Raw genomic sequence first — 25714 nt, forward strand, 5'->3', positions numbered from 1 at the left:
GACGTTGCACATAGCGCCAATTCCGGCAAAGATGGCACCACCGCCCCCTGTATGGCAGATCGTGCCGACCCGCCCCATGCGCGCGTTCGCAGGCCGGATAAAATTTTGGAGAAGATGATGCCCGTCAAGAACCGCTTTGCCGAATTGCTGCCCGAAATCACCGCATGGCGGCGTGACCTACATGAAAACCCCGAAATCCTGTTCGACACGCATCGCACATCCGCATTGGTCGCCGACAAGCTGCGGGAATTTGGCTGTGACGAGGTGGTCACCGGCATCGGGCGCACCGGCGTTGTCGGCGTCATCAAGGGCAAAACGGATACAGCGGGCAAGGTGATCGGGCTGCGCGCCGATATGGACGCGCTGCCGATCCAAGAGGCGACAGGGCTGCCCTATGCCTCCAAAACACCCGGCGCGATGCATGCTTGCGGCCATGACGGGCATACCGCGATGCTGCTGGGGGCCGCGAAATACCTGTCCGAGACGCGTAATTTTGATGGACAGGTCGTCGTGATTTTTCAGCCCGCCGAGGAAGGCGGCGGCGGTGGCCGCGAGATGTGCGCCGATGGCATGATGGACCGCTGGAACATCAGCGAAGTTTACGGCATGCATAATTGGCCAGGCCGTCCGGTGGGCAGCTTTTCGATCCGTCCGGGCGCGTTTTTTGCCGCGACCGACCAGTTCGAGATCGTGATCGAAGGCAAGGGCGGCCATGCCGCCAAACCGCAGGAAACCGTGGACAGCACGCTGGTCGCGGCGCATGTGATCACCGCGCTGCAATCCATCGCCAGCCGCAATGCCGACCCCGTGGATCAGGTCGTCGTGTCGGTCACGGCAATTGAATCTTCGTCCAAGGCGTTCAACGTCATTGCACAGCGGGTGCATATGAAAGGCACCGTGCGCACCATGTCCAAGGATATGCGCGATCTGGCCGAGGCGCGGCTGCGCGCGATCAGCACCGGCACGGCGGGTGCATTCGGTGCCGTGGCCGAGGTGAGCTATCACCGGGGCTATCCGTGCATGGTCAACCATGTGGACCAGACCGCCTTTGCCGCTGATGTGGCGCGTTCGGTCGCGGGCGATTGCACCGATGCGCCCTTGATCATGGGTGGCGAGGATTTCGCCTTCATGCTCGAAGAACGGCCCGGCGCCTATATCCTTGTGGGCAATGGTGACGGGGCGTCTGTCCACCACCCCGAATACAATTTCAATGATGATGCTATTCCGGCTGGCTGTTCGTGGTGGGCGGGTATCGTTGAACAACGCATGCCTGCCGCCTGATGTGGGAAGACCGTTACAGCGCCAGCGATGATTACCTGTTCGGCACTGCCCCTGCGGCGGTGCTGGCGGATAACCCCTGGCTGGCCCTGCCGGGGCAAAGCGTGCTTTGCGTGGCCGATGGCGAAGGGCGCAATGCAGTGCATCTGGCTGTGTTGGGGATGCAGGTGACAGCCTTTGATCTGGCCCCGACCGCCGTTTCGCGCGCGCAGGCGCTGGCAGATCGTAGCGCAGTCGCAGTGCAGACCCATGTCGCGGGTTGGGACGATTGGGACTGGGCGCAGCCATTCGACATGATCGCCGCGATTTTCATCCAGTTTGCCGAGCCCGATCTGCGCGCGCGCCAATTCGCCGACATGGCCCGCGCCTTGCGCCCCGGCGGGCGGTTGGTGCTGCATGGCTATCGCCCCGAACAGGTCGGGCGCGGCACCGGTGGGCCGCCTTTTGTGGAAAACATGTATACCGAAGACATGCTGCGCGCTGCCTTCGCGGGCTGGCATGTTGAACGTTGTGCGTCTTATGAAAGGGTCCAGCAGGCGGGCTCTGGCCATGTTGGGCCTGCTGCGCTGATTGATTTCATCGCCCGCAAGCCCGAAGCATCACCGCCGGTGTGACCCGTGTCAGCCGCCGGTATGGCTCATGTGGCGGCTGACCTGACCATCGACCTTTTGGCGCGAATAGTCGAAATCATGGCCTTTGGGTTTCAGCGCAATCGCGGCACGGATCGCGTTTTCCAGATCCTGATCCGCCTCTGACCCGCGCAGGGGTGCGCGCAGGTCGGAATGGCCTTCTTGCCCCAGACAGGTGTAAATCTCGCCGGTACAAGTGATCCGCACACGGTTGCAGCTTTCGCAGAAATTATGGCTTAGCGGTGTGATCAACCCGATTTTCTGGCCCGTCGCATCGACGCGCAGATAACGCGCAGGCCCGCCGGTGCGGTCGGGCAGGTCGGTCAGCGTGCCGCGTGCCGCAAGCCGCGCGCGCAGATCGTTCAGTGACCAATATTGGTCGATCCGGTCCTCGTTGCCGATATCGCCCATCGGCATGACCTCGATAAAGGTCAGGTCCATGTCGCGGGCCGCACACCAATCGGTCAGGGTGAACAGTTCCTCTTCGTTAAAACCTTTCAGCGCCACGGTGTTGATCTTGACCCGCAGCCCCGCCGCCTGTGCCGCGTCGATCCCGCGCAGCACCTGTGGCAGCTTCCCCCAGCGGGTGATCTGCGCGAATTTCGCCTCGTCCAGCGTATCGAGCGAGACGTTGATCCGCCGCACACCGGCGGCATAAAGGTCGGCTGCATATTTTTCCAACTGGCTGCCGTTGGTGGTCAGCGTCAGTTCTTCCAATGCGCCGCTGTCCAGATGCCGGCCCATCGCGTTGAAAAAGGTCAGGATGTCGCGCCGCACCAAGGGTTCACCCCCCGTAATGCGCAGCTTTTTCACACCCAGCCGCACGAAGGCCGAACACAGCCGGTCCAGTTCTTCCAGCGTCAGCAGGTCCTTTTTGGGCAAAAACGTCATGTTTTCGGACATGCAATAGACACAGCGAAAATCGCAGCGGTCCGTCACCGAGACCCGCAAATACGAAATGGCGCGGGCGAATGGGTCAATCAAAGGTGTCATCATGCGGATAAGCTAAAGATGGGCGTCACCTTGCGCAAGCGTGATCGGCCCGGTTGTGCGCGGTCATTGCGCACAATAGCGTCGGGGGATGAAATGCATCTTGATCCTGTCCTTGATGATACTCGCCGCCTGCGCGATGCCTGTCGCCGATACACCCGCCACGGCGGAAATTGCGACAAACCTGCCAGCGGCCCCGCCCCGCAGTGCGCGCAATGTAGACGATTTTGACACCACCACCGCCGCCGCGCGACAGGCGGCGACGCAGGTGGTGGCCGGTGGCACCGCGATCGGCACCACAATTGCCACGCTTGGCGCGCCCGCTGATCCGGGGATCTGGGTGAAAACGCCGCTGGTGACGCAAGTGACCCAGGGCCGCATCAGGTACCAAGGCCGCGTGATCAATGCCGAACTGCGCCCCTCGGGCGGGGTGGCGGGATCGGGCAGCCAGATCAGCCTTGCCGCGATGCGCCTGATCGCGGCGCCGCTGACCGGTCTGGTCGCACTGACCCTGCTGCGCTGATCAGCCCAGCCGGTGCCGCGCGGATTTGAGCGCATAGGATTTCATCGCCGCCCCGTGCCGGTCAACAAAACCCGATGCGCTGGCCGGATCATGTTTGGCAAGGCTGGCCAGCCAGCTGACCAATGCGGTCTGGATCACCTTGTGAGGATCACCGGCAAGTGTGCCCGCCCAATCCAGCGCGCGATCACGCAGCGCCAGATCGGCGGGTTTGGGATGGGTCTGCTTGGTCCATGGCAGGGTAAAGCCCAGCACCGCGGCCTTCGTCCACAGATGGTCCGACGCGACCCAATCCGCCAGCACGTCAAAGCGGGCAGGGTCCGCCACCAGCCGTTTCTGCCCCGCGATGGCGACTTGATCGGCAATCGCGGCACCGTCGCATGCAGGCACCCAAGCGGTGATCATATCCCAAGCGGCGCTGTCATCGGGCCTGATCCGCGCCTGTGTCAGCAGTTTCGCCGCGGCGATCCGGCCTTCATGCACATCGCTGGCCCAAAGTGCCGCTGCCAGCGCCAGCCGCGCCTCCAGATCCAGCGCTTCGCGCCAGCCTTTGGCGACAGCCTCAATCGCGGGGGGTGTCACACCCAGATAGGCGCGGTCCACCTTGTGATGGCGCGCCATTTCGGCGGCTTTCGCGGGGTCGCTGCCAAGGGTGGCCAATGCATCATCCAATGTCATACCCGCGTGATCCGCCAGAGCGTCTGTCGTGCCATGTTCATCCATCATTCCACTGTCACCGATTTCGCAAGATTGCGGGGCTGGTCCACATCGGTCCCCTTGGCGATCGCCGTGTGATAGGCCAGAAGTTGCGCAGGCAGCGCGTAAAGGATCGGCGCCAGAAACGGATCGACGACCGGCATAAGCAGCACCTGCCAGACACCATCGCCGGCCTCTGCCGCGCCTTGGCTGTCGGTGATCAACAACACCTTGCCGCCGCGCGCCATGACCTCTTGCATGTTTGACACGGTTTTTTCGAACAAGGCATCGCGCGGGGCCATGACGATCACCGGCACATGCGGATCGACCAGCGCGATGGGGCCGTGTTTCAGCTCGCCTGATGCATAAGCTTCGGCGTGTATATAGCTAATTTCTTTTAGTTTTAACGCGCCCTCAAGGGCCAGCGGATACATCGCCCCGCGCCCCAGAAACAGGATATCGCGCGCCTCGGCCAGATCGCGGGACAGCGCGATGGTGCGATCCTCGATCCCCAGCGCGGTATTCATCAACCCCGGCAAAGCGCGCAGGGCGGCCAGTTTGCCCGCAAGGGCGGCATCATCAATCCGGCCTCGCTGGCGCGCGGCATGCAGCACCAGTGCGGCCAGCGTCGTCAGCTGGCAGGTGAACGCCTTGGTCGATGCGACGCCGATTTCCACCCCTGCAAGGATCGGCAGCGCGATATCGCTTTCGCGCGCGATGCTGCTTTCGGGGACATTGACGACCGACACGATCTGCATGGCCTTGCCCGCCATGTAGCGCAGGGCGGCCAAAGTATCCGCCGTCTCGCCCGATTGGCTGACGAAAATCGCCATGGTGCCGTCGGTCACGGGCGGTTCGCGATAGCGGAATTCGGATGCGACATCGACCTCGACCGGAAGGCCCGCCAGTTGTTCGAACCAGTATTTCGCCACCATGCAGGCGTAAAATGCCGTGCCGCAGGCGACCATGGTCAGGCGGTTGACCTGCGTAAAGTCCAAGCCATCGGGCAGCGTCATCGCCGTCGCACCCGCGTTGATGTAATGGTTCAACGCGCCTTGCAGCACTTGCGGCTGTTCGGCGATTTCCTTGGCCATGAAATGTTTATAGCCGCCCTTGTCGACCTGTGCGGCGTCGATATGGATCTGGCGCAGATCGCGGTTGGCAAGATTGCCCGCCGCATCGCGGATTTCCAGGGAATTGCGCGTGATGATCGCCCAATCGCCTTCGTCCAGATAGGTGATCCGGTCGGTCATCGGCGCAAGGGCGATGGCATCCGAGCCGACGAACATCTCGCCGTTGCCATGCCCGATGGCCAAAGGCGACCCTTTGCGCGCGGCGATCAGCAGGTCGTCATGCCCTTCGAACAGGAAACACAGCGCATAGGCCCCGTGCAGGCGGGCGATGGTCGCTTGTGCCGCGTCGCGCGGTGACAGGCCCTCAGTGATGTAATGATTGGCCAGCAAGGCCACGGTTTCGGTATCGGTATCGGTTTCATGCGCGATGCCAAGGGCGGCCAGATCGGCGCGCAATTCGCGGAAATTCTCGATGATCCCGTTATGCACGACCGCGACACCGCCGGATCTGTGCGGATGCGCATTGCCCGCGTTCGGCACGCCATGCGTGGCCCAGCGGGTATGGCCGATGCCCGCCTTGCCTGCGAGCGGGTCATGCACCAGCAGGTCCGACAGGTTCACCAGCTTGCCGACCGCCCGCCTGCGGTCCAGCACATCGCCGTTGATCGTGGCAATGCCCGCGCTGTCATAGCCGCGATATTCCAGCCGTTTCAGCGCCTCGACCAGCAGGGGGGCGGCTTCGTGATTGCCCAGAACGCCAACGATACCGCACATATTTACTGACCCTTCGCCTTTTGCGCGCGCAGCTTGTCGAACAGCCGCACCGCAAACCCTGTCTTGTTGTCCTGCCGCGCCCGCGCGACGGCCAGATCGCCCGCTGGCACATCGCGGGTGATGACCGACCCGCTGGCCGTCATCGCCGCATCGCCCACGCTGACGGGGGCGACCAGCATCGTGTTGGACCCAATGAACACATCCGCGCCAATCGTGGTATGGTGCTTGGACACGCCGTCATAATTGCAGGTGATCGTGCCTGCGCCGATATTGCTGCGCGGCCCGATATCGGCATCGCCGATATAAGACAGGTGGTTGACCTTGGCACCTTCGGCAATCACGGCATTCTTGACCTCGACAAAGTTGCCTACACGGGTGTTTTCGGCCAGTTCCGCACCGGGGCGCAGGCGGGCATAAGGGCCGACAATTGCACCGCGCGACACATGGCAACCTTCGAGATGCGAAAAGGCGCGAATGGTGGCGCCGGATTCGACCGTCACACCGGGGCCGAAGACGACATTGGGTTCAATCACCGCATCGCGCCCGATCACGGTGTCATAGGCAAAATAGACGGTTTCAGGCGCGATCAGCGTCACGCCATCGTCAAGGGCTGTCATCCGCGCGCCATTCTGGAACAGGGCTTCGGCCTGTGCCAGCTCGAACCGCGAATTGATGCCTAAGGTTTCAGCCTCGGCACATTCGACGACGGTGGCGGTCAATCCGCGCGCCCGCGCGATGGCGATGATGTCGGTCAGGTAATATTCGCCCGCCGCATTGTCGTTGCCGATAGCGGCGACCAGATCGAACAAGGTCGCAGCATCGGCGGCGATGACACCCGAATTGCACAGGGTCACGGCGCGTTCTGCCTCTGTCGCATCCTTATATTCGACGATCCGGTCAAGCTGGCCGTCCGTCAGGATCAGGCGTCCATAGCGGGCAGGGTCTTCGACCTCGAACCCCAAGACCACGATATCATGGGTCTGGCGGGCCTCCATCATCGCCTCCAGCGTATCGGGGCGGATGAAGGGCGTGTCACCATAAAGCACCAGCGCATCGCCGACAAAATCGGCCAGCGCCGCTTGCGCCTGCGCCACCGCATGGCCAGTGCCCAGCTGTTCGGCCTGCACCACGACCGTCACATCGGGATCATGGGCCAAAGCGGCTTTTTCGACCTGCGCGGCCTCATATCCGGCCACAACCAGGCGGCGCGCAGGGTCCAGCACCATCGCGGCCTGCATCGCATGCACCAGCATCGGCGCGCCCGCGATCGGGTGCAACACCTTGGGCAGGTCCGAATTCATCCGCGTGCCAAGCCCCGCGCCAAGGATAATCACTGCGTTTGCCATCTTTGCCCCATTCATTGTTGCCTGCGTTCTACTGGCCTTTTCGATTATCACAAGGGCGGGGGCTTCACATCAGTTTACAGCGCGTTACAGATGGCGGCACCGCAGCACAGAAAGGCCGCCCATGCGCAGTGTGATTTTCGACCTCGACGGCACCTTGGCCGATACCAGCGGCGACCTGATCGCCGCCGCCAATGCCTGTTTCCGCGATCTGGGGCTGGGTGACATGCTTGACCCCGCGACCGATGCCGCAACCGCCCTATGTGGCGGGCGGGCGATGCTGCGGCTGGGGTTTTCGCGCCTGCAAGGCATCGACGAGGCCGAGGTTGACCGCCAATATCCCCTGCTGCTGGCAGCCTATGCGCAGGCGATCGACATCCACACCGTGCTGTATCCGGGCGCGATGGAGGCCGTGATGGCCCTGAAATCCAGCGGTTACGCCGTGGGGATCGCCACCAACAAACCTGCCGCCTTGGCCGAAACCCTGATGCGCAGCCTTGGGGTGCGCGACCATTTCGCGTCCTTGATCGGGGCCGATACGCTGAAGGTGCGCAAACCCGACCCCGCGCATCATATCGAGGCGGTTTTGCGCGCAGGTGGCGACCCCGCGCGATCCTTGCTGGTGGGCGATACGATCACCGACCGCGACACCGCGCGCAATGCGGGGGTGCCATCGGTGCTGGTGACCTTCGGGCCGGGGCGCGACAGCGTTCTGGCGCTAGAGGCTGACGCCACCATCGACGATTTCGCGGACCTGCCTGCCGTCGTGGCGCGGCTTATCGGCTAGTGCCTATAAATCGTGCAGAAATGACTCGACAGGGCGGGTTTGTCATGCCTACAAATGAACAAGCGTTCAATTAACCGTAGGAGCAGGCCAATGTTTCACGCCTCCATGAGCTTTGATCTGGGCGAGGATGTGAACGCCCTGCGCGACATGGTCCATGACTGGGCGCAGACCCGTGTCAAACCGATGGCCGCACAGATCGACCGTGACAACCTGTTTCCTGCCGCGCTCTGGCGCGAAATGGGCGATCTGGGGTTGCTGGGTGTGACGGTGGACGAATCTTACGGCGGCGCGGGCATGTCCTATCTGGCCCATACGGTCGCGATCGAAGAAATCGCGCGCGCCAGCGCCTCGGTCAGCCTGTCTTACGGCGCGCATTCCAACCTGTGCGTCAACCAGATCAAGCTGAACGGGACCGAGGCGCAAAAGGCGAAATACCTGCCGCGCCTGATTTCGGGCGATCATGTGGGTGCCTTGGCCATGTCCGAGGCCGGGGCAGGGTCCGACGTGGTGTCGATGGCGCTGCGCGCGGAAAAGCGCAACGATCATTACCGCCTGAACGGCAACAAATACTGGATCACCAACGGGCCGGACGCCGACACGCTGGTGGTCTATGCCAAGACCGACCCCGAGGCCGGGTCCAAAGGCATCACCGCCTTTCTGATCGAAAAGGAAATGACCGGCTTCAGCACGTCCCCCCATTTCGACAAGCTGGGGATGCGTGGGTCCAACACCGCCGAGTTGATTTTCGACGATGTCGCGGTCCCGTTCGACAACGTGCTGGGCGCGGAAGGGCGCGGCGTTGCGGTTTTGATGTCGGGGCTGGATTACGAACGCGTCGTGCTGGCGGGGATCGGTCTGGGGATTATGGCCGCCTGTCTGGATGAAATCATGCCCTATCTGGCGTCGCGCAAGCAATTCGGCCAACCCATCGGCAATTTCCAACTGATGCAGGGCAAGATCGCGGATATGTATACGGCGATGAATTCCGCGCGCGCCTATGTCTATGCGGTGGCTGCGGCCTGCGACCGTGGCACTGTCACCCGTCAGGATGCGGCGGCCTGCTGTCTTTATGCCTCCGAGGAGGCGATGAAACAGGCGCATCAGGCCGTGCAGGCGATGGGCGGTGCAGGCTTTCTGGCCGACGCCCCTGTCGCGCGGCTGTTCCGTGACGCCAAGCTGATGGAAATCGGCGCCGGCACATCCGAAATCCGCCGGATGCTGGTCGGCCGTGAATTGATGGGGGCGATGGGATGAGGATGGCAGCGCGCACATCGCTGAACGCCATAGCATGACCCGCTGGATGTTTTTCATCCCCGTTGCGGGGCTGGTCGTGGTGGCGGGCATCATCGGCTATCGCATGGGGCAGGTGCCGTCCGAGACGGAGATCATCACCCGCTACGCCGCCAGCTATGTCGCCATGGCGGGTAATGGTGCGGCGCTGACCGATTGCGCCGCCACCATTCATCCCGATCCGGCGATCCGTTTGGTCATCAACTGCGCCAATCCCAATGGGCTGACCACGACCTTCTATGCCGGCCCGCGCGGAGAGGCGCTGCCGCCACCACAAGGACCCGCCATATGAGTGATCGCGCCTTGCACGAAGCGGCCCTTGCACAAGTGCGTGATGCCGCAGCCGCCGCAGCCTTGGGCGGCGGGCAGATCGCGCGCGACCGCCATCTGGCCCGTGGCAAGATGCTGCCCCGCGACCGTGTGGCGGGGCTGCTCGACCCCGGCTCGCCGTTTCTTGAGGTTGGGGCAACAGCGGCGCATGGGCTTTATAACGGGGCCGCCCCTTGCGCTGGCGTGATCGCGGGCGTGGGGCTTGTTGGCGGTGTGCAGGTCATGGTCGTGTGCAACGACGCCACCGTCAAGGGCGGCACCTATTACCCGATGACCGTCAAAAAGCACCTGCGCGCGCAAGAGATTGCCCAAGCCTGCCGCCTGCCGTGCGTCTATCTGGTCGATAGCGGCGGTGCGAACCTGCCCAATCAGGACGAGGTATTCCCCGACCGCGACCATTTCGGGCGCATCTTTTATAACCAAGCGCAGATGTCCGCACTGGGTATCCCCCAGATCGCCGTGGTCATGGGGTCCTGTACGGCGGGCGGCGCTTACGTTCCTGCCATGGCCGATGTGTCGATCATTGTGAAGGGTCAAGGCACGATCTTTCTGGCAGGCCCGCCCTTGGTCAAGGCCGCAACAGGCGAGGTGGTGACAGCCGAGGCTTTGGGCGGCGGCGATGTGCATACCCGCCTGTCCGGCGTCGCCGATTATCTGGCCGAGGATGACGCCCATGCGCTGGCGCTGGCACGGCAGGCGGTTGCGTCCTGTGCAATGCGGAATACATGCAATGTCAATCGCTTGGCATCCGAACCTCCGGCACTTGATCCCGCGAGCCTATTCGACGCGATCCCCGCCGATCTGCGCACGCCTTACGACATCCGCGAGGTGATCCGCCGCATCGTGGACGGATCGCGCTTTGACGAATTCAAGGCGCGGTTCGGCGAAACGCTGGTCACGGGCTTTGCCCATATCGACGGCTGGCCCTGCGGGATCGTCGCGAATAACGGGGTGCTGTTTTCGGAAAGCGCGCAAAAGGGCGCGCATTTCGTGGAGCTGTGCAGCCAGCGGCGCATCCCTTTGGTGTTCTTGCAAAACATCACCGGCTTCATGGTGGGCCAGAAATACGAAAACGAAGGCATCGCGCGGCATGGTGCCAAGATGGTCACAGCGGTGGCCACAACGAAGGTACCCAAGATCACGATGGTCGTCGGCGGATCGTTCGGCGCGGGGAATTATGGCATGGCAGGAAGGGCTTATGGGCCGCATTTCATGTGGTCATGGCCGACCAGCCGGATCAGCGTCATGGGCGGCGAACAGGCGGCAGGGGTGCTGGCCACGGTCAAACGCGACGCGATCGAACGCGCGGGCGGTGCGTGGTCGGCGCAGGATGAAGTGGCGTTCAAGCAACCTACCATTGATATGTTCACCGAACAGTCACACCCGCTTTATGCCTCTGCCCGGCTTTGGGACGACGGTATCATCGACCCGCGCAAATCGCGCGAGGTGCTGGCACTGTCGCTGGCCGCCGCCTGCAATGCGCCCATAGAGGAGACACGCTTCGGCGTGTTCCGGATGTGATGTTCACCAAGATCCTGATCGCCAACAGGGGCGAGATTGCTTGCCGGATCATCCGCACCGCCCGCGCGATGGGTGTGCGCACGGTCGCGGTCTATTCGGATGCCGATGCCGGTGCGCTGCATGTGCAGCAGGCGGATCAGGCGGTCAGGCTTGGCCCTGCGCCTGCCGCTGATAGTTACCTGCGCGGTGATCTGATCGTGCAGGCGGCGCTGGATACGGGCGCGCAAGCGATCCACCCGGGCTATGGCTTTTTGTCGGAAAACCCCGATTTCGTGGAACAGGTCACGCAGGCGGGGCTGGTGTTTATCGGGCCGTCAGCGCAGGCGATCCGCGCGATGGGGCTGAAGGATGCGGCCAAGGCGCTGATGGTCAAGGCGGGCGTGCCGGTGGTGCCGGGCTATCACGGCGCGGATCAGGATGGGGCGTTTCTGGCACGTGAGGCCGCGAAAATCGGCTATCCGGTGCTGATCAAGGCCGTGGCGGGCGGCGGTGGCAAGGGAATGCGGCTTGTTGATGGGCCTGCCCAGTTTGCGGAACATCTGGCCTCTGCCCAAGCCGAGGCCCGCAACGCCTTTGGCAATCCTGCCGTGTTGATAGAGAAATATATCACGACGCCCCGCCATATCGAGGTGCAGGTCTTCGGTGACGGCACAGACGCGGTGCATCTGTTCGAGCGCGATTGTTCGCTGCAACGCCGCCACCAAAAGGTGATCGAGGAAGCGCCAGCCCCCGGCATGACGGTGGCGCTGCGCGACGCCATGGGGCAGGCGGCGGTGACGGCGGCCAAGGCCATCGGCTATGCCGGTGCGGGGACTGTGGAATTCATCGTCGATGGCGCGGGCGGTCTGCGCCCCGACGGGTTTTGGTTCATGGAAATGAACACGCGCTTGCAGGTGGAACACCCCGTCACCGAGGCCATTACGGGCGTCGATCTGGTGGCATGGCAATTGCGCGTGGCGGCGGGTGAACCGCTGCCGATGCGGCAGGATCAGTTGAGGATCAATGGCCATGCCTTCGAGGCGCGGCTTTATGCCGAAGATGTGCCAGCAGGGTTTTTGCCGGCGACAGGCAGGCTCGACCATCTGGCGTTTCCGAGCGATGCGCGGATTGACAGTGGTGTGGTGGCCGGGTCCGAAATTGCGCCGTGGTACGATCCGATGATCGCCAAGGTCACGGTGCAGGGGCCGGACCGTGCCACCGCTTTGCGCAAGCTGCAGGCCGCATTGGATGCAACCGAAGTGGCGGGGAGTGTCACGAACCTTGATTTTCTGCGTCTGCTGGCACGGGATGCAGATTTTGTCGCGGGCGTGGTCGACACTGGCCTGATCGCGCGCGGGCAGGGCAGGCTCTGTGCCGCGCCTGTGCCGGATGCGCAGATGATCGCCATCGCGGCGGTGGTTGCGGCGGATATTGCCGCAGGCCCGCTGGTGGGATTCACGCTGTGGCAGCCGCTGGTGCGGCGGATCGTGCTGGGGCAGGGTGACGTGGTGCATGAGGTCAGCTTGCAGGTGCTTGGCCCCGATCAGATCACCGCTGATGTGGCAGGGGCGCAGGTCAGCCTGCGGCGGCACGGGGCCGATTGGGGCGCGCGGGCGCTGCGGCACGGGGTGCGGCAGGTCAGCGTGTTTGGCGCGCAGACGGTGACGTTTAGCATTGTCGATCCGCTGGCGCGCGGGTCCGATATCGCCGGTGGTGACGTGGTGCTGGCACCCATGCCGGGGTTGGTGCGCGAGGTCGCGGTGCAGGAGGGCGATCATGTTGTCCAAGGGGCGCGCCTGATCGTGCTGGAGGCGATGAAGATGGAACATGTGCTGCGCGCGCCGCGCGATGGTGTCGTTGCCAGCATGTGTGCAGAGCCGGGGGATCAGGTCGCGGCAGGCGATCTGATGGTGGCCCTTGCGCCGATCTGAGGCAGGGGGCGCTGCCCCCGCCCCGGACCCGATCCGGGGCAGGCCCCGGACCCGATCCGGTGCTCCCCCGGGATATTTGGGCTCGAACGATGGGGGTAGCGATGACATTTGTGAGGCTGCATGAAGTCGGCCCGCGTGACGGGTTGCAGACCGAAAAGCGCATCATTCCGGTGGCCGAGAAAGTGGCGCTGATTGACCTTTTGGGCCGGTCGGGGCTGCGCGATATCGAGATCGGCAGTTTTGTCAGCCCGAAATGGGTGCCGCAGATGGCCGACACGCCGCAGGTCATGGCAGGAATAGCGCCGGTGGCGGGGGTGCGTTACGCGGTACTGGTGCCCAATCTGCGCGGTTGGGACGGGTTTATCGCCGCGCGTGTGCCGGGGGTGGTCTATGAGGTCGCCGTTTTTGTGGCTGCCTCCGAGGGGTTTTCGCGCAGCAACCTGAATTGCTCGGTCGCGGAATCGGTCGAGCGGCTTGTCCCGGTGGTCGCAGCGGCGCAGGCGGCGGGGGTAGGCTTGCGCGGCTATATTTCCTGCGTAACCGATTGCCCCTTTGACGGGCCTGTCGCCCCCGACGCCGTGGCCAAGGTCGCGGCGATGGTACGCGCGCTGGCCCCGATGCCTGTGTCGCTGGGCGACACCATCGGCAAAGCCACGCCAGAGACGGTCGCGGCGATGCTGGATGCGGTGCTGGAGATTGCGCCCGCCGATCAACTGGCGGGCCATTTCCATGACACGGGCGGGCAGGCGCTGGCCAATATCGAAACGGCACTTGGCAAGGGCCTGCGCGCGTTTGATTCGGCGGTGGGCGGGCTTGGCGGGTGTCCCTATGCGCCCGGTGCGCCCGGCAATGTGGCGACAGAAAAGGTGCTGGCGCTGTTGCATGGCGCGGGGTTTCAGACCGGCATTGATACAGATGTCATTGCAGAGGCTGCGGCACTGGCAAGGAGAATGCGATGATTGATCTGGTGGTGGACGGGCGCGGGGTGGCGACGCTGACGCTGGCGCGCGCGGACAAACACAATGCGCTGTCGCAGGCGATGATTGACGCGCTGACGCAGGCCACCGCGCGGATTGCAGCGGACCGGCGCATCCGTGTTGTCGTGCTGGCGGCTGCGGGGCCTACGTTTTGTGCAGGTGGCGATCTGGGCTGGATGCGTGACCAGATGGCAGCGGATCGCGCCACGCGGCGCGCGGCGGCCACGTCGCTGGCACAGATGCTGGGGGCGCTGAACAGCTTGCCGCAGCCTTTGATCGGACGCATTCAGGGCAATGCCTTTGGTGGCGGGGTCGGGCTGGCCTGCGTTTGTGATGTGGCCATCGGCGTGCAGACGGCCAAGTTCGGGCTGACCGAAACGCGGCTGGGCCTCATTCCCGCGACCATTGGCCCCTATGTGCTGGCGCGGATCGGCGCGGCCAAGGCGCGGCGTGTTTTTATGTCCGGGCGTGTATTCGGCGCGGATGAGGCTGTGGCGCTGGATGTTCTGGCACGCGCGGTGCCTGCTGACGCGCTCGATGACGCTATCGCCGCCGAGGTTGCGCCCTATCTGTCCTGCGGGCCAGAGGCGGTGGCGGCGGCCAAAGCCTATGCCCGGTCGCTGGGTCCGGTGATTGACGAGGCCATTATCGCGCGCTCTGTCGATGCGCTGCTCGCCTGCTGGGATGGGGCCGAGGCGGCCGAAGGCATTGCCGCTTTTTTCGGCAAACGGGTACCAAATTGGCCCGGATCTGCCTGAGGCCGCAACGTCACCCGCGATGCATAAAATGCGACCCATTTGCAGCTGTGCCAGAGCAGCGCAAAGAGGCGGTGTCGCGCCGCTGCGACACCGCATTCGGTTGACCCTTGCAGGGTGCGGCGGTATGTGGGGGCAAGCCACTAAAGGGCGCGCCGGACTGCGCGCTTTTTTGAAAGGAACGCATCTTGCCTGATATCGTGTCCAACTATTTGCCGATCATGATTTTTCTGGGCCTTGCCATCGCGCTGGGCCTGCTCTTGATCATTGCGGCAGCTGTGATTGCTGTGCGCAACCCCGACCCTGAAAAAGTGTCGGCCTATGAATGTGGGTTCAACGCCTTTGACGATGCGCGGATGAAATTCGATGTCCGGTTTTATCTGGTGTCGATCCTGTTCATCATCTTCGATCTTGAAGTCGCGTTCCTGTTTCCTTGGGCCGTGGCTTTTGGTGACATCAGCATGACGGCGTTTTGGTCGATGATGATTTTTCTGGGCGTGCTGACGATCGGCTTTGCCTATGAATGGAAGAAAGGGGCGCTCGAATGGGAGTGATGACCGGAACGGCCGTAGGCGCCGACAAGGAACATGGCGCGCAATTGCTGAACGCGGAACTGCAGGACAAGGGGTTTCTTGTCACCTCGACCGCAGACGTGATCAACTGGGCGCGCACCGGCAGCCTGCACTGGATGACCTTTGGTCTGGCCTGTTGTGCGGTGGAAATGATGCATACGTCGATGCCGCGCTATGATCTGGAACGGTTCGGGACGGCCCCGCGCGCCTCCCCGCGCCAGTCGGATCTGATGATCGTTGCTGGCACGTTGACCAATAAAATGGCCCCCGCTTTGCGCAAGGTTTACGACCAGATGCCAGAGCCGCGTTATGTGATCTCGATGGGGTCCTGTGCCAATGGCGGCGGGTATTACCATTACAGCTATTCGGTGGTGCGCGGCTGTGACCGGATCGTGCCGGTGGATATCTATGTCCCTGGCTGTCCGCCCACGGCAGAGGCGCTGCTGTACGGCATCATGCAATTGCAGCGTAAAATGCGCCGCACCGGCACCATCACGCGCTAAAGGAACGACACATGACTGAAGCCTTGCAAGAATTGGGCGCGCATCTGGACCTCAAGCGTATTGATTGCGTTCAGTCCTGGGATGTCACCCATGGCGAATTGACCGTGACGGTCGCACCGTCGTCATTGGTCAGTTTCGTGGAATTCCTGAAAACGGATGCGAATTGCCTGTTCACCTCGCTGGTGGATATCACGGCGGTGGATTACCCCAGCCGCGCCAAGCGGTTCGACATGATCTATCATTTCCTGAGCATGTATCAGAACCAGCGTATCCGTGTGCGGGTCCAGATCCGTGACGACGATATGATGCCATCCATCATCGTGGTGCATCCGTCGGCCAATTGGTTCGAGCGTGAAGTCTTCGACATGTTCGGCATCTTGTTTACCGGCCATCCCGACCTGCGCCGCATCCTGACCGATTACGGCTTTCGCGGGCATCCGTTGCGCAAGGATTTCCCGACCACCGGCTATACCGAGGTCCGCTATGACGAGGTGCAGAAACGCGTCGTCTATGAACCGGTCAGCCTTGTGCAGGAATACCGCCAGTTCGATTTCATGTCGCCATGGGAAGGGGCCAAATACGTCCTGCCCGGCGATGACAAGGCAAAGGCCGAAGGCAAGTGACCGAGCCTGCCGTTCTTTACTGCGTCGGTGCGACCAAGGCGGGGACGTCGTGGTTTTACCGTTTGCTGCACGATCATCCCGATTGCGCGCTGCCCGCAGTGAAAGAGGCGCATTATTGGGACACATTCACCACCCCCGAGCGTGACAAGCAACTGGCCGCTTTCGACTTGCGGCTGAACGAATTGCGCGCCGCCAAAGTACTGGCCGAAGCTGCAGATCGCGGCTGGCAGATCCGCAACCTTGACCGGCGGATCGCGGATATGGCGGCGTTGATGGATGTTGTCGCCGGTGACCGCAATGATGATACGGCCTATCTGGCATGGCTGACACAGGGGCGGGGTGTGGCGCGGATCTATGCCGATATGACCCCCAATTACGCCACCTTGTCTGACGCGCTGCTGGACCGGATGGTTGCGGCAGCGCCCCTGACCAAGGTGATCTATCTGATCCGCGATCCGTTGGACCGGCTGTGGTCACATATCCGGATGCAGGCGCATCGCCAGCGGCAAAGCCACGAAATTTACGAAAAAAAGGCAAATAATATCCTGTACCGGATGTTGAACCGTGGGCAAGAGACGCATATCCTCGCGCGCGGTGATTATGCTGGCGTGATCAGCAAGCTGCGCCGCGTGGTGCCTGCCGACCGGCTGCTGGTGGCTTTTGCCGAAACGCTGCTGACGGCGGACGGTCTGGCGCGGGTCTGTGCCTTTCTGGGGATCGGGCCTGTCGATGTCCCCGCACAGGCGGTGCATGATGGCCGGCCGGTGGCGATGCTTGAAAAGCTGCGCACACCTGCGCAAAAGCTACTATTTGAACAATATGACTGGGTCGCGCGTAACGTCGGCCCCTTGCCAGCGAACTGGCAGAACAATTGTGTAAGGATGACAGCATGATGGACGGCGATATCCGCGTGAACACCTATGACGACGGGTCAGTCGACGCGCTGACCGGCGAACAGAAGATCCGCAATTTCAACATCAACTTCGGCCCCCAGCACCCTGCGGCGCACGGCGTGTTGCGGCTGGTGCTGGAGCTTGATGGCGAGATTGTCGAACGTTGCGATCCGCATATCGGCCTTTTGCACCGTGGCACCGAAAAGCTGATGGAAAGCCGGACCTATCTGCAAAACCTGCCTTATTTCGACCGGCTGGATTATGTGTCGCCGATGAATCAGGAACATGCCTGGTGTCTGGCGATTGAAAAGCTGACCGGCACTGTGGTGCCGCGCCGCGCCAGCCTGATCCGCGTGCTGTATTCCGAAATTGGCCGTATTCTGAACCATTTGATGAATGTCACCACGCAGGCGATGGACGTGGGCGCGCTGACCCCGCCGCTGTGGGGGTTCGAGGAACGCGAAAAGCTGATGGTGTTTTACGAACGCGCCTGCGGGGCGCGGTTGCATGCCGCCTATTTCCGCCCCGGCGGTGTGCATCAGGACCTGCCCGATGCCTTGATCGAGGATATCGACGCTTGGGCCGTGACTTTCCCCAAGGTGCTGGATGATATCGACAGCCTGCTGACCGAGAACCGCATCTTCAAACAGCGCAATTGCGATATCGGCGTGGTGACAGAACAGGATATCCATGATTGGGGCTTTTCCGGCGTCATGGTGCGCGGGTCGGGGCTGGCATGGGATCTGCGCCGTGCGCAGCCCTATGAATGTTACGATGAATTCGAATTTCAGGTGCCGGTCGGCAAGAACGGTGATTGTTACGACCGGTTCCTGTGCCGGATGGAGGAAATGCGCCAATCCACCCATATCATCCGTCAGGCCTGCGCCAAGCTGCGGGTGGAAAAGGGCGATGTGATGGCGCGTGGCAAGATGACCCCGCCCAGCCGTGGCGAGATGAAAACATCCATGGAAGCCTTGATCCATCATTTCAAGCTGTACACCGAAGGCTTTCACGTCCCCGCGGGCGAAGTTTACGCCGCGGTCGAGGCCCCCAAGGGCGAATTCGGCGTCTATCTGGTGGCCGATGGCACCAACAAGCCGTATCGCGCCAAACTGCGTGCGCCGGGCTTTCTGCATCTGCAGGCGATGGATCATATCGCCACTGGCCATCAATTGGCCGATGTGGCGGCGATCATCGGCACGCTGGACGTGGTTTTCGGGGAAATCGACAGATGACGATGGAACAGGTCGTGCTTGGCGCGGCGGTGGCTGTCGGGTTTTTCCTGTCGGCGGCCGTGTCGCGCTGGTTTCGGCGGCCTGTTGCCGGTATCATTTTTGGCGGCGTGGCGGGGATTGCTTTATCCGTGGCCGTGCTGAGTTATGGGCTGACCGAAGTGGCCGGTCGTGATGGCGTGGTCCTTGCCGAATGATGCAGGCATGGCCCGCCGCGACCCGTTAATTGAAAGATGACACCATGATCCGCCAGCTGCCTTTCATCGCCTTTATCGCCCTGTCGGCCTGCGCCTATCCGATGGTGATGCCCGCGCCATACCCAAGTGCGAGGGTTGCGCCGCAAACACTGCCGACCCCGGTCAATCCCGGATCGTCCAAGGACCGCTTTATCGCTGCTGTCACCGCCAATGGGTGCGAGCTGACCAGCGCCAACACGCAGACCGTACTGGCCAGCGCGACCCTGTCCCAGCAGGACATGGCCCGCATCATGACCGAATTGCGCGCCGAAGGCCGAGGCGAGATCGGGTCAGATGGCCGGTCGTTCCGTATCACCACAGGGGCCTGCCTGTGATGTCAATCGGCTTGCCCGCAAGCGTGCTTGTGCTAATGGGTGGGACGAACCTTGGCGGGAGCGTTTCCGCCGCTTTGTTTGCGCCGATCACTGGCGCTGTCATGATGACCGGGATGAATTGATGCTACGCCGCCTTTACCACGACCAGCCCGCGACCTTTGCCTTTACCGATGCCAATCTGGCCTGGGCCGAGGCGCAGATGAAAAAATTCCCCGAAGGCCGCCAGGCCTCGGCGATTATTCCGATCCTGTGGCGTGCGCAGGAACAAGAAGGCTGGCTGACACGGCCCGCCATCGAATATGTCGCAAATATGCTCGACATGGCCTATATGCGCGCGCTCGAAGTCGCGTCATTCTATTTCATGTTCCAGTTGCAGCCGGTTGGGTCTGTCGCGCATATTCAGGTCTGCGGCACGCTGTCTTGCATGATCTGCGGTGCCGAGGATCTGATTGGCGTGTGCAAGGACAAGATCGCCCCCAAGGCGCATAGCCTGTCCGCTGATGGCAAGTTTTCGTGGGAAGAGGTTGAATGCCTCGGTTCTTGCGCCAATGCGCCGATGGCCCAGATCGGCAAGGATTATTACGAAGACCTGACCGCCGCACGGCTGACCGAGATCATTGACGAACTGGCCGCTGGTCGTGTGCCGACACCTGGCCCCCAGAACGGCCGTTTCGCCGCCGAGCCGAAGGGCGGGCTGACCACGCTCAAGGATTTCACATCCGGCAAGGCGCAATACAATGCCAGCGCGCAAGCCGCTGTTGACATTGGCGACACGGTCAAGCGGATTGACGGGACAGAGGTGCCTTTGCTGACCCCTTGGATCACCGATGCGCCAAAACCCAAAGCGCCCGTCGCCAGAAAGCCGCGCAAAGACCCCAAACCATCTGCCGATGTGCCAGCCGATGACAGCGGCGTTACCCAGCAAGAAGCGCAAGCATCCTCCAAGGCCAAGCCGGTGTCGAAATCCAACCCCGAACAGGCCGGAGCCGCCGAAAAGGCCGTGACCAAGAAACCGCGCGCCAAACCTGCGCCGAAACAGCCCAAGACTTAGGCGCTTTGCGGGCCGATTGGGGCAGTGACACGGGATCTTACAAAATATTTACGCAATGCCACCATTTCAGGTAAAAGTTGCAGTGCGGGTTGTGCTGTGATCCTTTGATGCAGAACCGGTTCCGCGATGAATTGATTGCACGGGCAACCCCCTGAGAGGAGAATTGAAAAGATGAACAACACAGCACCGATCTGGATGGGGATTGCCGCGATTGCGGGCCTTGTCTTTGTTGTCGCACTTGGTGTGGCCTATGTGCTTTATGACCTTGGCCTGGTTGGCGCGGTTTTCGTGGCCATCATCGTGGCCGGTGTCGCGGGTCTGGCGCTTGCATTGGGCTGGCGTCCGGCGCGCAATGATGTCGTTGCGGCCCCCGAGGCGGCTGCACCGGCAGCAGCACCTGCACCTGCACCAGCAGCGGCACCCGCGCCTGCCGCACCCGCCGCATCTGCCGCGACATCCGGTGCTGGTACAAAGCCTGTAATGCTGTCTGCAGCGCGTGGCGGCCAGCCTGACGACCTGCGCCAGCTGAGCGGCGTTGGCCCAAAGCTGGAACAGACCCTGCATGGCATGGGGATTTTTCATTTCGACCAGATCGCGTCTTGGGGACCAGAGGAATTGGCGTGGATGGACGCCAATCTGCAGGGGTTCAAAGGCCGTGCCAGCCGTGATGGCTGGGTCGCGCAGGCCAAGACACTGGCCGCCAGCGCATAAGGATTACCATGGCCCGGCACGGCGACACAGATCAGGCGAAGGCCGGACAACGCGTCGCGTTGACGGTTGCTGCGGTTGGTGGTTTGTGGGTGCTGGTCACGATGATCGGGTCGCAATACGGCTGGTCCAACCGGACACGGGCCATATTTGACCTTGCAGCGCTGGCCGGTTTCGGCTTTGCGCTGTGGAAGACGTTTCAACTCTGGCGCATGCGCCGGAACGACAAGGGCGAGAACTGATGCTCAAGGATCAAGACCGGATTTTCACCAACCTTTACGGGATGCATGACCGCACGCTGAAAGGCGCGCAGGCGCGTGGCCATTGGGATGGCACCGCTGACATCATCAAGAAAGGCCGCGATTGGATCGTCAATGAGATGAAAGCCTCCGGTCTGCGCGGGCGCGGCGGTGCAGGGTTTCCGACTGGTCTGAAATGGTCCTTCATGCCCAAGGAAAGCGATGGTCGCCCCGCCTATCTGGTGGTTAATGCCGACGAATCCGAACCCGGCACCTGCAAAGACCGCGAGATCATGCGCCACGACCCCCACACGCTGGTCGAGGGTTGCCTGATCGCGTCTTTCGCGATGAATGCCCATGCCTGCTACATCTACATCCGTGGCGAGTATATCCGCGAGAAAGAGGCGCTGCAGGCCGCGATTGACGAAGCTTACGCCGCAGGGCTTGTGGGCAAGAACGCCTGCAAATCGGGCTGGGATTTTGAAATTTACCTGACCCACGGGGCAGGGGCCTATATCTGTGGCGAGGAAACGGCCCTGCTCGAAAGCCTTGAAGGCAAAAAGGGCATGCCGCGGATGAAACCGCCATTCCCCGCCGGTGCCGGCCTTTATGGCTGCCCGACCACTGTGAATAATGTCGAATCCATCGCCGTGGTGCCGACGATCCTGCGGCGGGGTGGCGCGTGGTTCAGCGGCTTTGGCCGCCCCAACAACGCGGGTACCAAGCTGTTCGCGATTTCGGGCCATGTGAACAACCCCTGCGTCGTCGAAGAGGAAATGTCGATTCCCTTCGAGGAACTGATCGAAAAGCATTGCGGCGGCATTCGTGGTGGCTGGGACAACCTTAAGGCGGTGATCCCTGGTGGGTCATCGGTGCCGTGCGTGCGCGGTGAAAACATGCGCGATGCGATCATGGATTTTGATGCTTTGAAGGAAAAAGGATCATCGCTTGGCACCGCAGCCGTGATCGTGATGGATAATTCCACCGATATGATCAAGGCGATCTGGCGTCTGTCGAAATTCTATAAACACGAAAGCTGCGGCCAGTGTACGCCCTGCCGCGAAGGCACCGGCTGGATGATGCGTGTGATGGCGCGGTTGGTCGAAGGCAATGCGTCAGTCGATGAAATAGATATGTTGCTCGATGTGACCAAACAGGTTGAAGGCCATACGATCTGTGCGCTTGGCGATGCGGCGGCTTGGCCCATTCAGGGGCTGATCAAGAATTTCCGCGACGAAATCGAAGACCGGATCAAACATAAACGGATCGCGGGGCTGGCTGCGGAATGACGAAGCGGGGCGGCGCGATCTGTGCGGCGCTCGTTCTGGCCGGCTGCACGACAGGCTCTGGCCCCACACGCGAGCTGACCGATTCTGCGGTGCAACGCTTGGTGATGATGCCGACGCCTGCATATTACGCCACGTTGACCATCGCGTCGCAGGTGGCACAGAATTGCGCGCGCTATCGCTATGATGCGGAACTTGATTCCGCGATGAACGAACGCCGCAATGAATTGGGCCGCGGGTCGCTGTCGGCCATTGCGCAGCGCGACGGGATCGAATTGGAAACCGATGTCAGCCAGCGCAGTTTCACCGCCAAACACGGCGTTGCATTGCAGGGGGCGGATTTGTGCCCTGCTGCCGATGCCGAAGTGCTGCAAGGCAGCTTGATCAGCGTGATGTTGGTCCCGGTCTGACGATCTGCTGACAATTTGTGATGCTTTTGAAAAAGGTCGTGCCTTGGCGCGACCTTTTTTCATGCGATGATACCTGTGATGGGCGGAAAATCCCCGCTGTCATTCTGTTGATATTGAATAACGCGCCATCCGTCGCAATCTGATGGCCAAGGATGCCGCCCCGAGCATCCGGACAAGAGGCATGACATGACAAGAACAACAATCGCGATCATGGTAATTCTGCTGGCGATGGTCAGCCTGGCAGGGACGTTGTCGGCGCAATCGCAGCTGCGCGATGAACCGGCAGTGCGTGACGGAATCATTTATGTCGGCATGGCTTACGAGATTGCAGAAAAATGCGACAGCATCCGCGCGCGGACCTTTCGGGGTCTGACCTATCTGCAATCGCTGCGCGCAACGGCCCGCGATCTGGGCTATAGTCAGGCAGCGATCGACGCCTATATCGACGACAGCGCCGAAAAGCGGCGGCTGGAAGATATCGCAAGGGCGCAGCTGGCCGCATTGGGGGCCGCAACCGATGATCCCGCCAGCTATTGCGCTGTTGGACAAGCACAAATCGCTGCAAATACGCGCGTTGGCTGGCTTCTGCGCTGACCACAGGTCAGCGGTGACAAATTGCCGTCTTTTTTACGGATCGCACTGGCGTCAGGGGCGCTCGCGGGTTAGAACGCCCTCAACGCGCCTACCCCTTATGCGGCACACGGCGCGACGGGAACAAAAAGGCACGCCATGTCTGATCTGCGCAAAGTCATCATCGATGGAACCGAGGTCGAGGTGGATGGGGCAATGACCCTGATCCAGGCCTGTGAAGTCGCGGGCATCGAAATTCCGCGGTTCTGCTATCATGAACGGCTGACCATCGCCGGCAATTGCCGCATGTGTCTTGTCGAGGTTGTAGGCGGCCCGCCGAAACCTGCCGCCTCCTGCGCCATGCAGGTCAAGGATCTGCGGCCCGGCCCCGATGGCACGCCTCCGGTTGTAAAAACCAACAGCCCGATGGTCAAAAAGGCCCGCGAAGGCGTGATGGAATTTTTGCTGATCAACCATCCACTGGATTGCCCGATTTGCGACCAAGGCGGCGAATGCGATCTGCAGGATCAGGCGATGGCTTACGGCGTCGATTTTTCCCGCTACCGCGAACCCAAGCGCGCGACCGAGGATCTGAACCTTGGCCCGCTGGTCGAAACCCATATGACGCGCTGCATTTCCTGCACCCGCTGCGTGCGGTTCACGACCGAGGTCGCGGGGATTTCCCAGATGGGCCAGACCGGCCGTGGCGAGGATGCAGAGATCACCAGCTATCTGGGTGAAACGCTCGACAGCAACCTGCAGGGCAACATCATTGACCTGTGCCCCGTGGGGGCGCTGGTGTCCAAGCCTTATTCCTTTACCGCCCGGCCTTGGGAATTGACCAAGACCGAATCCATCGACGTGATGGATGCGCTGGGGTCCAATATCCGCGTCGATACCAAGGGGCGCGAAGTGATGCGCTTTTTGCCGCGCAACCATGACGGCGTGAACGAGGAATGGATTTCCGACAAGACCCGTTTCGTCTGGGACGGCTTGCGTAAACAGCGGCTGGACACGCCTTACATCCGCGAGGCTGGCAAATTGCGCAAAGCCACCTGGCCAGAGGCGCTGGCCGCCGCTGCCACCGCGATGAAGGGCAAGAAAATCGCCGGTCTGGTCGGTGATCTGGCCCCGACCGAGGCGGCCTTTGCGCTAAAACAACTGATCGAAGGGCAGGGTGGCCACGTCGAATGTCGCACTGATGGCGCAAAACTGCCCATCGGCAACCGGTCCGCCTATGTCGGTACCGCTGCGATCGAAGATATCGACACGGCGCAGATGATCCAGCTGATCGGCACCGACCCGCGCAATGAGGCCCCCGTGCTGAACGCGCGCATCCGCAAGGCCTGGGCGCGCGGTGCCAATGTCGGGCTGATCGGGCCGAACGTTGATCTGACCTATGATGTCGCGCATGTCGGCACTGACCGTCAGGCGCTGGTCGATACCGCCGCCAAGGATATGGGCGCGGTCAAGGATATGGACAGCCTTGTCATCATCGGCATGGGTGCGCTGCGCGAAGCTGATGGTGAGGCGGTGCTATCCCAAGCGATGGCGCTGGCCGACAAGACCAAATCGCGTTTCCTTGTGCTGCATACTGCCGCTGGCCGTGTCGGTGCGATGGATGTGGGCGCTGTCACGGATGGTGGCATGGACGCCGCATTGGACGGGGCCGAGGTCGTCTATAACATGGGCGCCGATGAGGTTGAGATCAAACCGGGCGCTTTTGTGATCTATCAGGGCAGTCATGGCGACCGTGGCGCGCATCGCGCCGACATCATCCTGCCTGCCGCCGCTTATACCGAGGAAAACGGCCTTTTCGTGAACACCGAAGGGCGGCCACAACTGGCCCTGCGCGCCAGTTTCCCACCGGGCGAGGCCAAGGAAAACTGGGCGATCCTGCGGGCCTTGTCGGCTGAATTGGGGGCGACACTGCCCTATGACAGCATGGCGCAATTGCGGCAGGCGTTGGTTGCGGCGCATCCGCATCTGGCCGCCCTTGACGAGGTGGCCGAGAACGATTGGCAACCACTGCCGGTGGCAAAACCCGGCAAGGCCGATTTTGTGCTGGCTGTGACCGATTTCTATCTGACCAACCCGATTGCGCGTGCGTCCAGCCTGATGGCCGAACTCAGCGCCAATGCCAAGGCACGCAAAACCACACCGCTGGCTGCGGAATAAGGACG

At 62.0% G+C, this 25714-nt stretch carries 27 protein-coding genes and 1 pseudogene; 24 read left to right on the forward strand and 4 right to left on the reverse strand.

The features are described from left to right. The first annotated feature begins 117 nt into the window (after positions 1-117). Positions 118-1281, forward strand: a complete 1164-nt coding sequence (locus ACPF9B_RS04255) for a M20 aminoacylase family protein (RefSeq protein ID WP_424180348.1) — start codon at positions 118-120, stop codon at positions 1279-1281. After that, entirely contained in the window at positions 1281-1892 is a 612-nt protein-coding gene (locus tag ACPF9B_RS04260) for an SAM-dependent methyltransferase (protein ID WP_424179464.1), read from the forward strand. The genes ACPF9B_RS04255 and ACPF9B_RS04260 overlap by 1 nt, the downstream gene beginning before the upstream one ends. A 6-nt stretch (positions 1893-1898) precedes the next feature. Here ACPF9B_RS04260 and moaA read toward each other — a convergent pair whose 3' ends face one another. Further along, positions 1899-2903: a GTP 3',8-cyclase MoaA gene (gene moaA / locus ACPF9B_RS04265; protein ID WP_424179466.1), complete on the reverse strand. Its 1005-nt coding sequence runs from the start codon at positions 2901-2903 to the stop codon at positions 1899-1901. A gap of 85 nt (positions 2904-2988) precedes the next feature. On the opposite strand from moaA, the gene ACPF9B_RS04270 reads away from it, so the two are divergent. After that, the gene (locus tag ACPF9B_RS04270; RefSeq protein WP_424179468.1) at positions 2989-3420 is read left to right on the forward strand and encodes a D-galactarate dehydratase; all 432 of its coding nucleotides are present in this window, start codon (positions 2989-2991) and stop codon (positions 3418-3420) included. Here the strand turns inward: ACPF9B_RS04270 and ACPF9B_RS04275 are convergent, their stop codons facing one another. The 3 genes from ACPF9B_RS04275 to glmU are packed head-to-tail and all read right to left on the reverse strand — an operon-like array spanning position 3421 to position 7306. Beyond that, the gene (locus ACPF9B_RS04275; RefSeq protein WP_424179470.1) at positions 3421-4143 is read right to left on the reverse strand and encodes a DNA alkylation repair protein; all 723 of its coding nucleotides are present in this window, start codon (positions 4141-4143) and stop codon (positions 3421-3423) included. Next, positions 4140-5960, reverse strand: coding sequence for a glutamine--fructose-6-phosphate transaminase (isomerizing) (glmS, locus tag ACPF9B_RS04280; protein ID WP_424179472.1), 1821 nt, complete (start codon positions 5958-5960; stop codon positions 4140-4142). The genes ACPF9B_RS04275 and glmS overlap by 4 nt, the downstream gene beginning before the upstream one ends. A 2-nt stretch (positions 5961-5962) precedes the next feature. Continuing rightward, positions 5963-7306: a bifunctional UDP-N-acetylglucosamine diphosphorylase/glucosamine-1-phosphate N-acetyltransferase GlmU gene (glmU, locus tag ACPF9B_RS04285; protein WP_424179474.1), complete on the reverse strand. Its 1344-nt coding sequence runs from the start codon at positions 7304-7306 to the stop codon at positions 5963-5965. A 121-nt stretch (positions 7307-7427) separates the two neighbouring features. Here glmU and ACPF9B_RS04290 point away from each other — a divergent pair, with 121 nt between their 5' ends. The 21 genes and pseudogenes from ACPF9B_RS04290 to nuoG all read left to right on the forward strand — a co-directional run bounded on the left by ACPF9B_RS04290 (position 7428) and on the right by nuoG (position 25709). Beyond that, positions 7428-8090 (forward strand): HAD-IA family hydrolase, encoded by a 663-nt coding sequence (locus ACPF9B_RS04290; protein ID WP_424179476.1) that lies wholly within the window; start codon positions 7428-7430, stop codon positions 8088-8090. Between the two features lie 90 nt (positions 8091-8180). Continuing rightward, on the forward strand, positions 8181-9344 hold the full coding sequence (locus ACPF9B_RS04295) for an acyl-CoA dehydrogenase family protein (RefSeq protein WP_213394728.1): 1164 nt from the start codon (positions 8181-8183) through the stop codon (positions 9342-9344). A gap of 34 nt (positions 9345-9378) precedes the next feature. Next, the gene (locus tag ACPF9B_RS04300; RefSeq protein WP_007205195.1) at positions 9379-9672 is read left to right on the forward strand and encodes a hypothetical protein; all 294 of its coding nucleotides are present in this window, start codon (positions 9379-9381) and stop codon (positions 9670-9672) included. Next, positions 9669-11231: a carboxyl transferase domain-containing protein gene (locus ACPF9B_RS04305; RefSeq protein WP_424179479.1), complete on the forward strand. Its 1563-nt coding sequence runs from the start codon at positions 9669-9671 to the stop codon at positions 11229-11231. The genes ACPF9B_RS04300 and ACPF9B_RS04305 overlap by 4 nt, the downstream gene beginning before the upstream one ends. Next, a complete protein-coding gene (locus ACPF9B_RS04310) occupies positions 11231-13141 on the forward strand; it encodes an acetyl/propionyl/methylcrotonyl-CoA carboxylase subunit alpha (protein WP_424179481.1) in 1911 nt (636 codons plus the stop codon). Before ACPF9B_RS04305 ends, ACPF9B_RS04310 begins: the two co-directional genes overlap by 1 nt. Positions 13142-13242: 101 nt before the next feature. After that, the gene (locus tag ACPF9B_RS04315; protein ID WP_007205192.1) at positions 13243-14100 is read left to right on the forward strand and encodes a hydroxymethylglutaryl-CoA lyase; all 858 of its coding nucleotides are present in this window, start codon (positions 13243-13245) and stop codon (positions 14098-14100) included. Beyond that, positions 14097-14876: a crotonase/enoyl-CoA hydratase family protein gene (locus ACPF9B_RS04320; protein WP_424179483.1), complete on the forward strand. Its 780-nt coding sequence runs from the start codon at positions 14097-14099 to the stop codon at positions 14874-14876. Before ACPF9B_RS04315 ends, ACPF9B_RS04320 begins: the two co-directional genes overlap by 4 nt. 218 nt (positions 14877-15094) lie before the next feature. Then, positions 15095-15427 (forward strand): NADH-quinone oxidoreductase subunit A, encoded by a 333-nt coding sequence (locus tag ACPF9B_RS04325; protein ID WP_424180350.1) that lies wholly within the window; start codon positions 15095-15097, stop codon positions 15425-15427. After that, positions 15418-15948 (forward strand): NuoB/complex I 20 kDa subunit family protein, encoded by a 531-nt coding sequence (locus ACPF9B_RS04330; RefSeq protein ID WP_424179485.1) that lies wholly within the window; start codon positions 15418-15420, stop codon positions 15946-15948. The genes ACPF9B_RS04325 and ACPF9B_RS04330 overlap by 10 nt, the downstream gene beginning before the upstream one ends. An 11-nt stretch (positions 15949-15959) precedes the next feature. Further along, positions 15960-16571, forward strand: coding sequence for an NADH-quinone oxidoreductase subunit C (locus ACPF9B_RS04335; RefSeq protein WP_424179487.1), 612 nt, complete (start codon positions 15960-15962; stop codon positions 16569-16571). Then, the gene (locus ACPF9B_RS04340; RefSeq protein ID WP_424179489.1) at positions 16568-17464 is read left to right on the forward strand and encodes a sulfotransferase; all 897 of its coding nucleotides are present in this window, start codon (positions 16568-16570) and stop codon (positions 17462-17464) included. The genes ACPF9B_RS04335 and ACPF9B_RS04340 overlap by 4 nt, the downstream gene beginning before the upstream one ends. Further along, a complete protein-coding gene (locus ACPF9B_RS04345; RefSeq protein ID WP_007205186.1) occupies positions 17461-18699 on the forward strand; it encodes an NADH-quinone oxidoreductase subunit D in 1239 nt (412 codons plus the stop codon). Before ACPF9B_RS04340 ends, ACPF9B_RS04345 begins: the two co-directional genes overlap by 4 nt. Continuing rightward, positions 18696-18893, forward strand: a complete 198-nt coding sequence (locus ACPF9B_RS04350) for a hypothetical protein (protein WP_007205185.1) — start codon at positions 18696-18698, stop codon at positions 18891-18893. Before ACPF9B_RS04345 ends, ACPF9B_RS04350 begins: the two co-directional genes overlap by 4 nt. A 44-nt stretch (positions 18894-18937) precedes the next feature. After that, positions 18938-19267: a hypothetical protein gene (locus ACPF9B_RS04355; RefSeq protein ID WP_040482820.1), complete on the forward strand. Its 330-nt coding sequence runs from the start codon at positions 18938-18940 to the stop codon at positions 19265-19267. A gap of 121 nt (positions 19268-19388) precedes the next feature. Further along, positions 19389-20306, forward strand: a pseudogene (nuoE, locus tag ACPF9B_RS04360) (NADH-quinone oxidoreductase subunit NuoE); the annotation flags it as partial. A gap of 183 nt (positions 20307-20489) precedes the next feature. After that, positions 20490-21029 (forward strand): NADH:ubiquinone oxidoreductase, encoded by a 540-nt coding sequence (locus ACPF9B_RS04365; protein WP_424179492.1) that lies wholly within the window; start codon positions 20490-20492, stop codon positions 21027-21029. A gap of 8 nt (positions 21030-21037) precedes the next feature. After that, the gene (locus ACPF9B_RS04370) at positions 21038-21268 is read left to right on the forward strand and encodes a DUF5337 domain-containing protein (RefSeq protein ID WP_007205179.1); all 231 of its coding nucleotides are present in this window, start codon (positions 21038-21040) and stop codon (positions 21266-21268) included. Further along, positions 21268-22554: an NADH-quinone oxidoreductase subunit NuoF gene (gene nuoF, locus ACPF9B_RS04375; RefSeq protein WP_007205178.1), complete on the forward strand. Its 1287-nt coding sequence runs from the start codon at positions 21268-21270 to the stop codon at positions 22552-22554. The genes ACPF9B_RS04370 and nuoF overlap by 1 nt, the downstream gene beginning before the upstream one ends. Beyond that, positions 22551-22961 (forward strand): hypothetical protein, encoded by a 411-nt coding sequence (locus ACPF9B_RS04380; protein ID WP_007205177.1) that lies wholly within the window; start codon positions 22551-22553, stop codon positions 22959-22961. The genes nuoF and ACPF9B_RS04380 overlap by 4 nt, the downstream gene beginning before the upstream one ends. Before the next feature lie 186 nt (positions 22962-23147). Continuing rightward, positions 23148-23555, forward strand: a complete 408-nt coding sequence (locus ACPF9B_RS04385; RefSeq protein ID WP_007205175.1) for a DUF5333 domain-containing protein — start codon at positions 23148-23150, stop codon at positions 23553-23555. Positions 23556-23690: 135 nt separating this feature from the next. Next, complete coding sequence (gene nuoG, locus ACPF9B_RS04390; RefSeq protein ID WP_424179495.1) at positions 23691-25709, forward strand: NADH-quinone oxidoreductase subunit NuoG; 2019 nt, start codon at positions 23691-23693, stop codon at positions 25707-25709. Positions 25710-25714 lie beyond the last annotated feature (5 nt).

Source organism: Yoonia sp. TsM2_T14_4 (assembly GCF_049602355.1).
GTDB lineage: Bacteria > Pseudomonadota > Alphaproteobacteria > Rhodobacterales > Rhodobacteraceae > Yoonia > Yoonia vestfoldensis_A.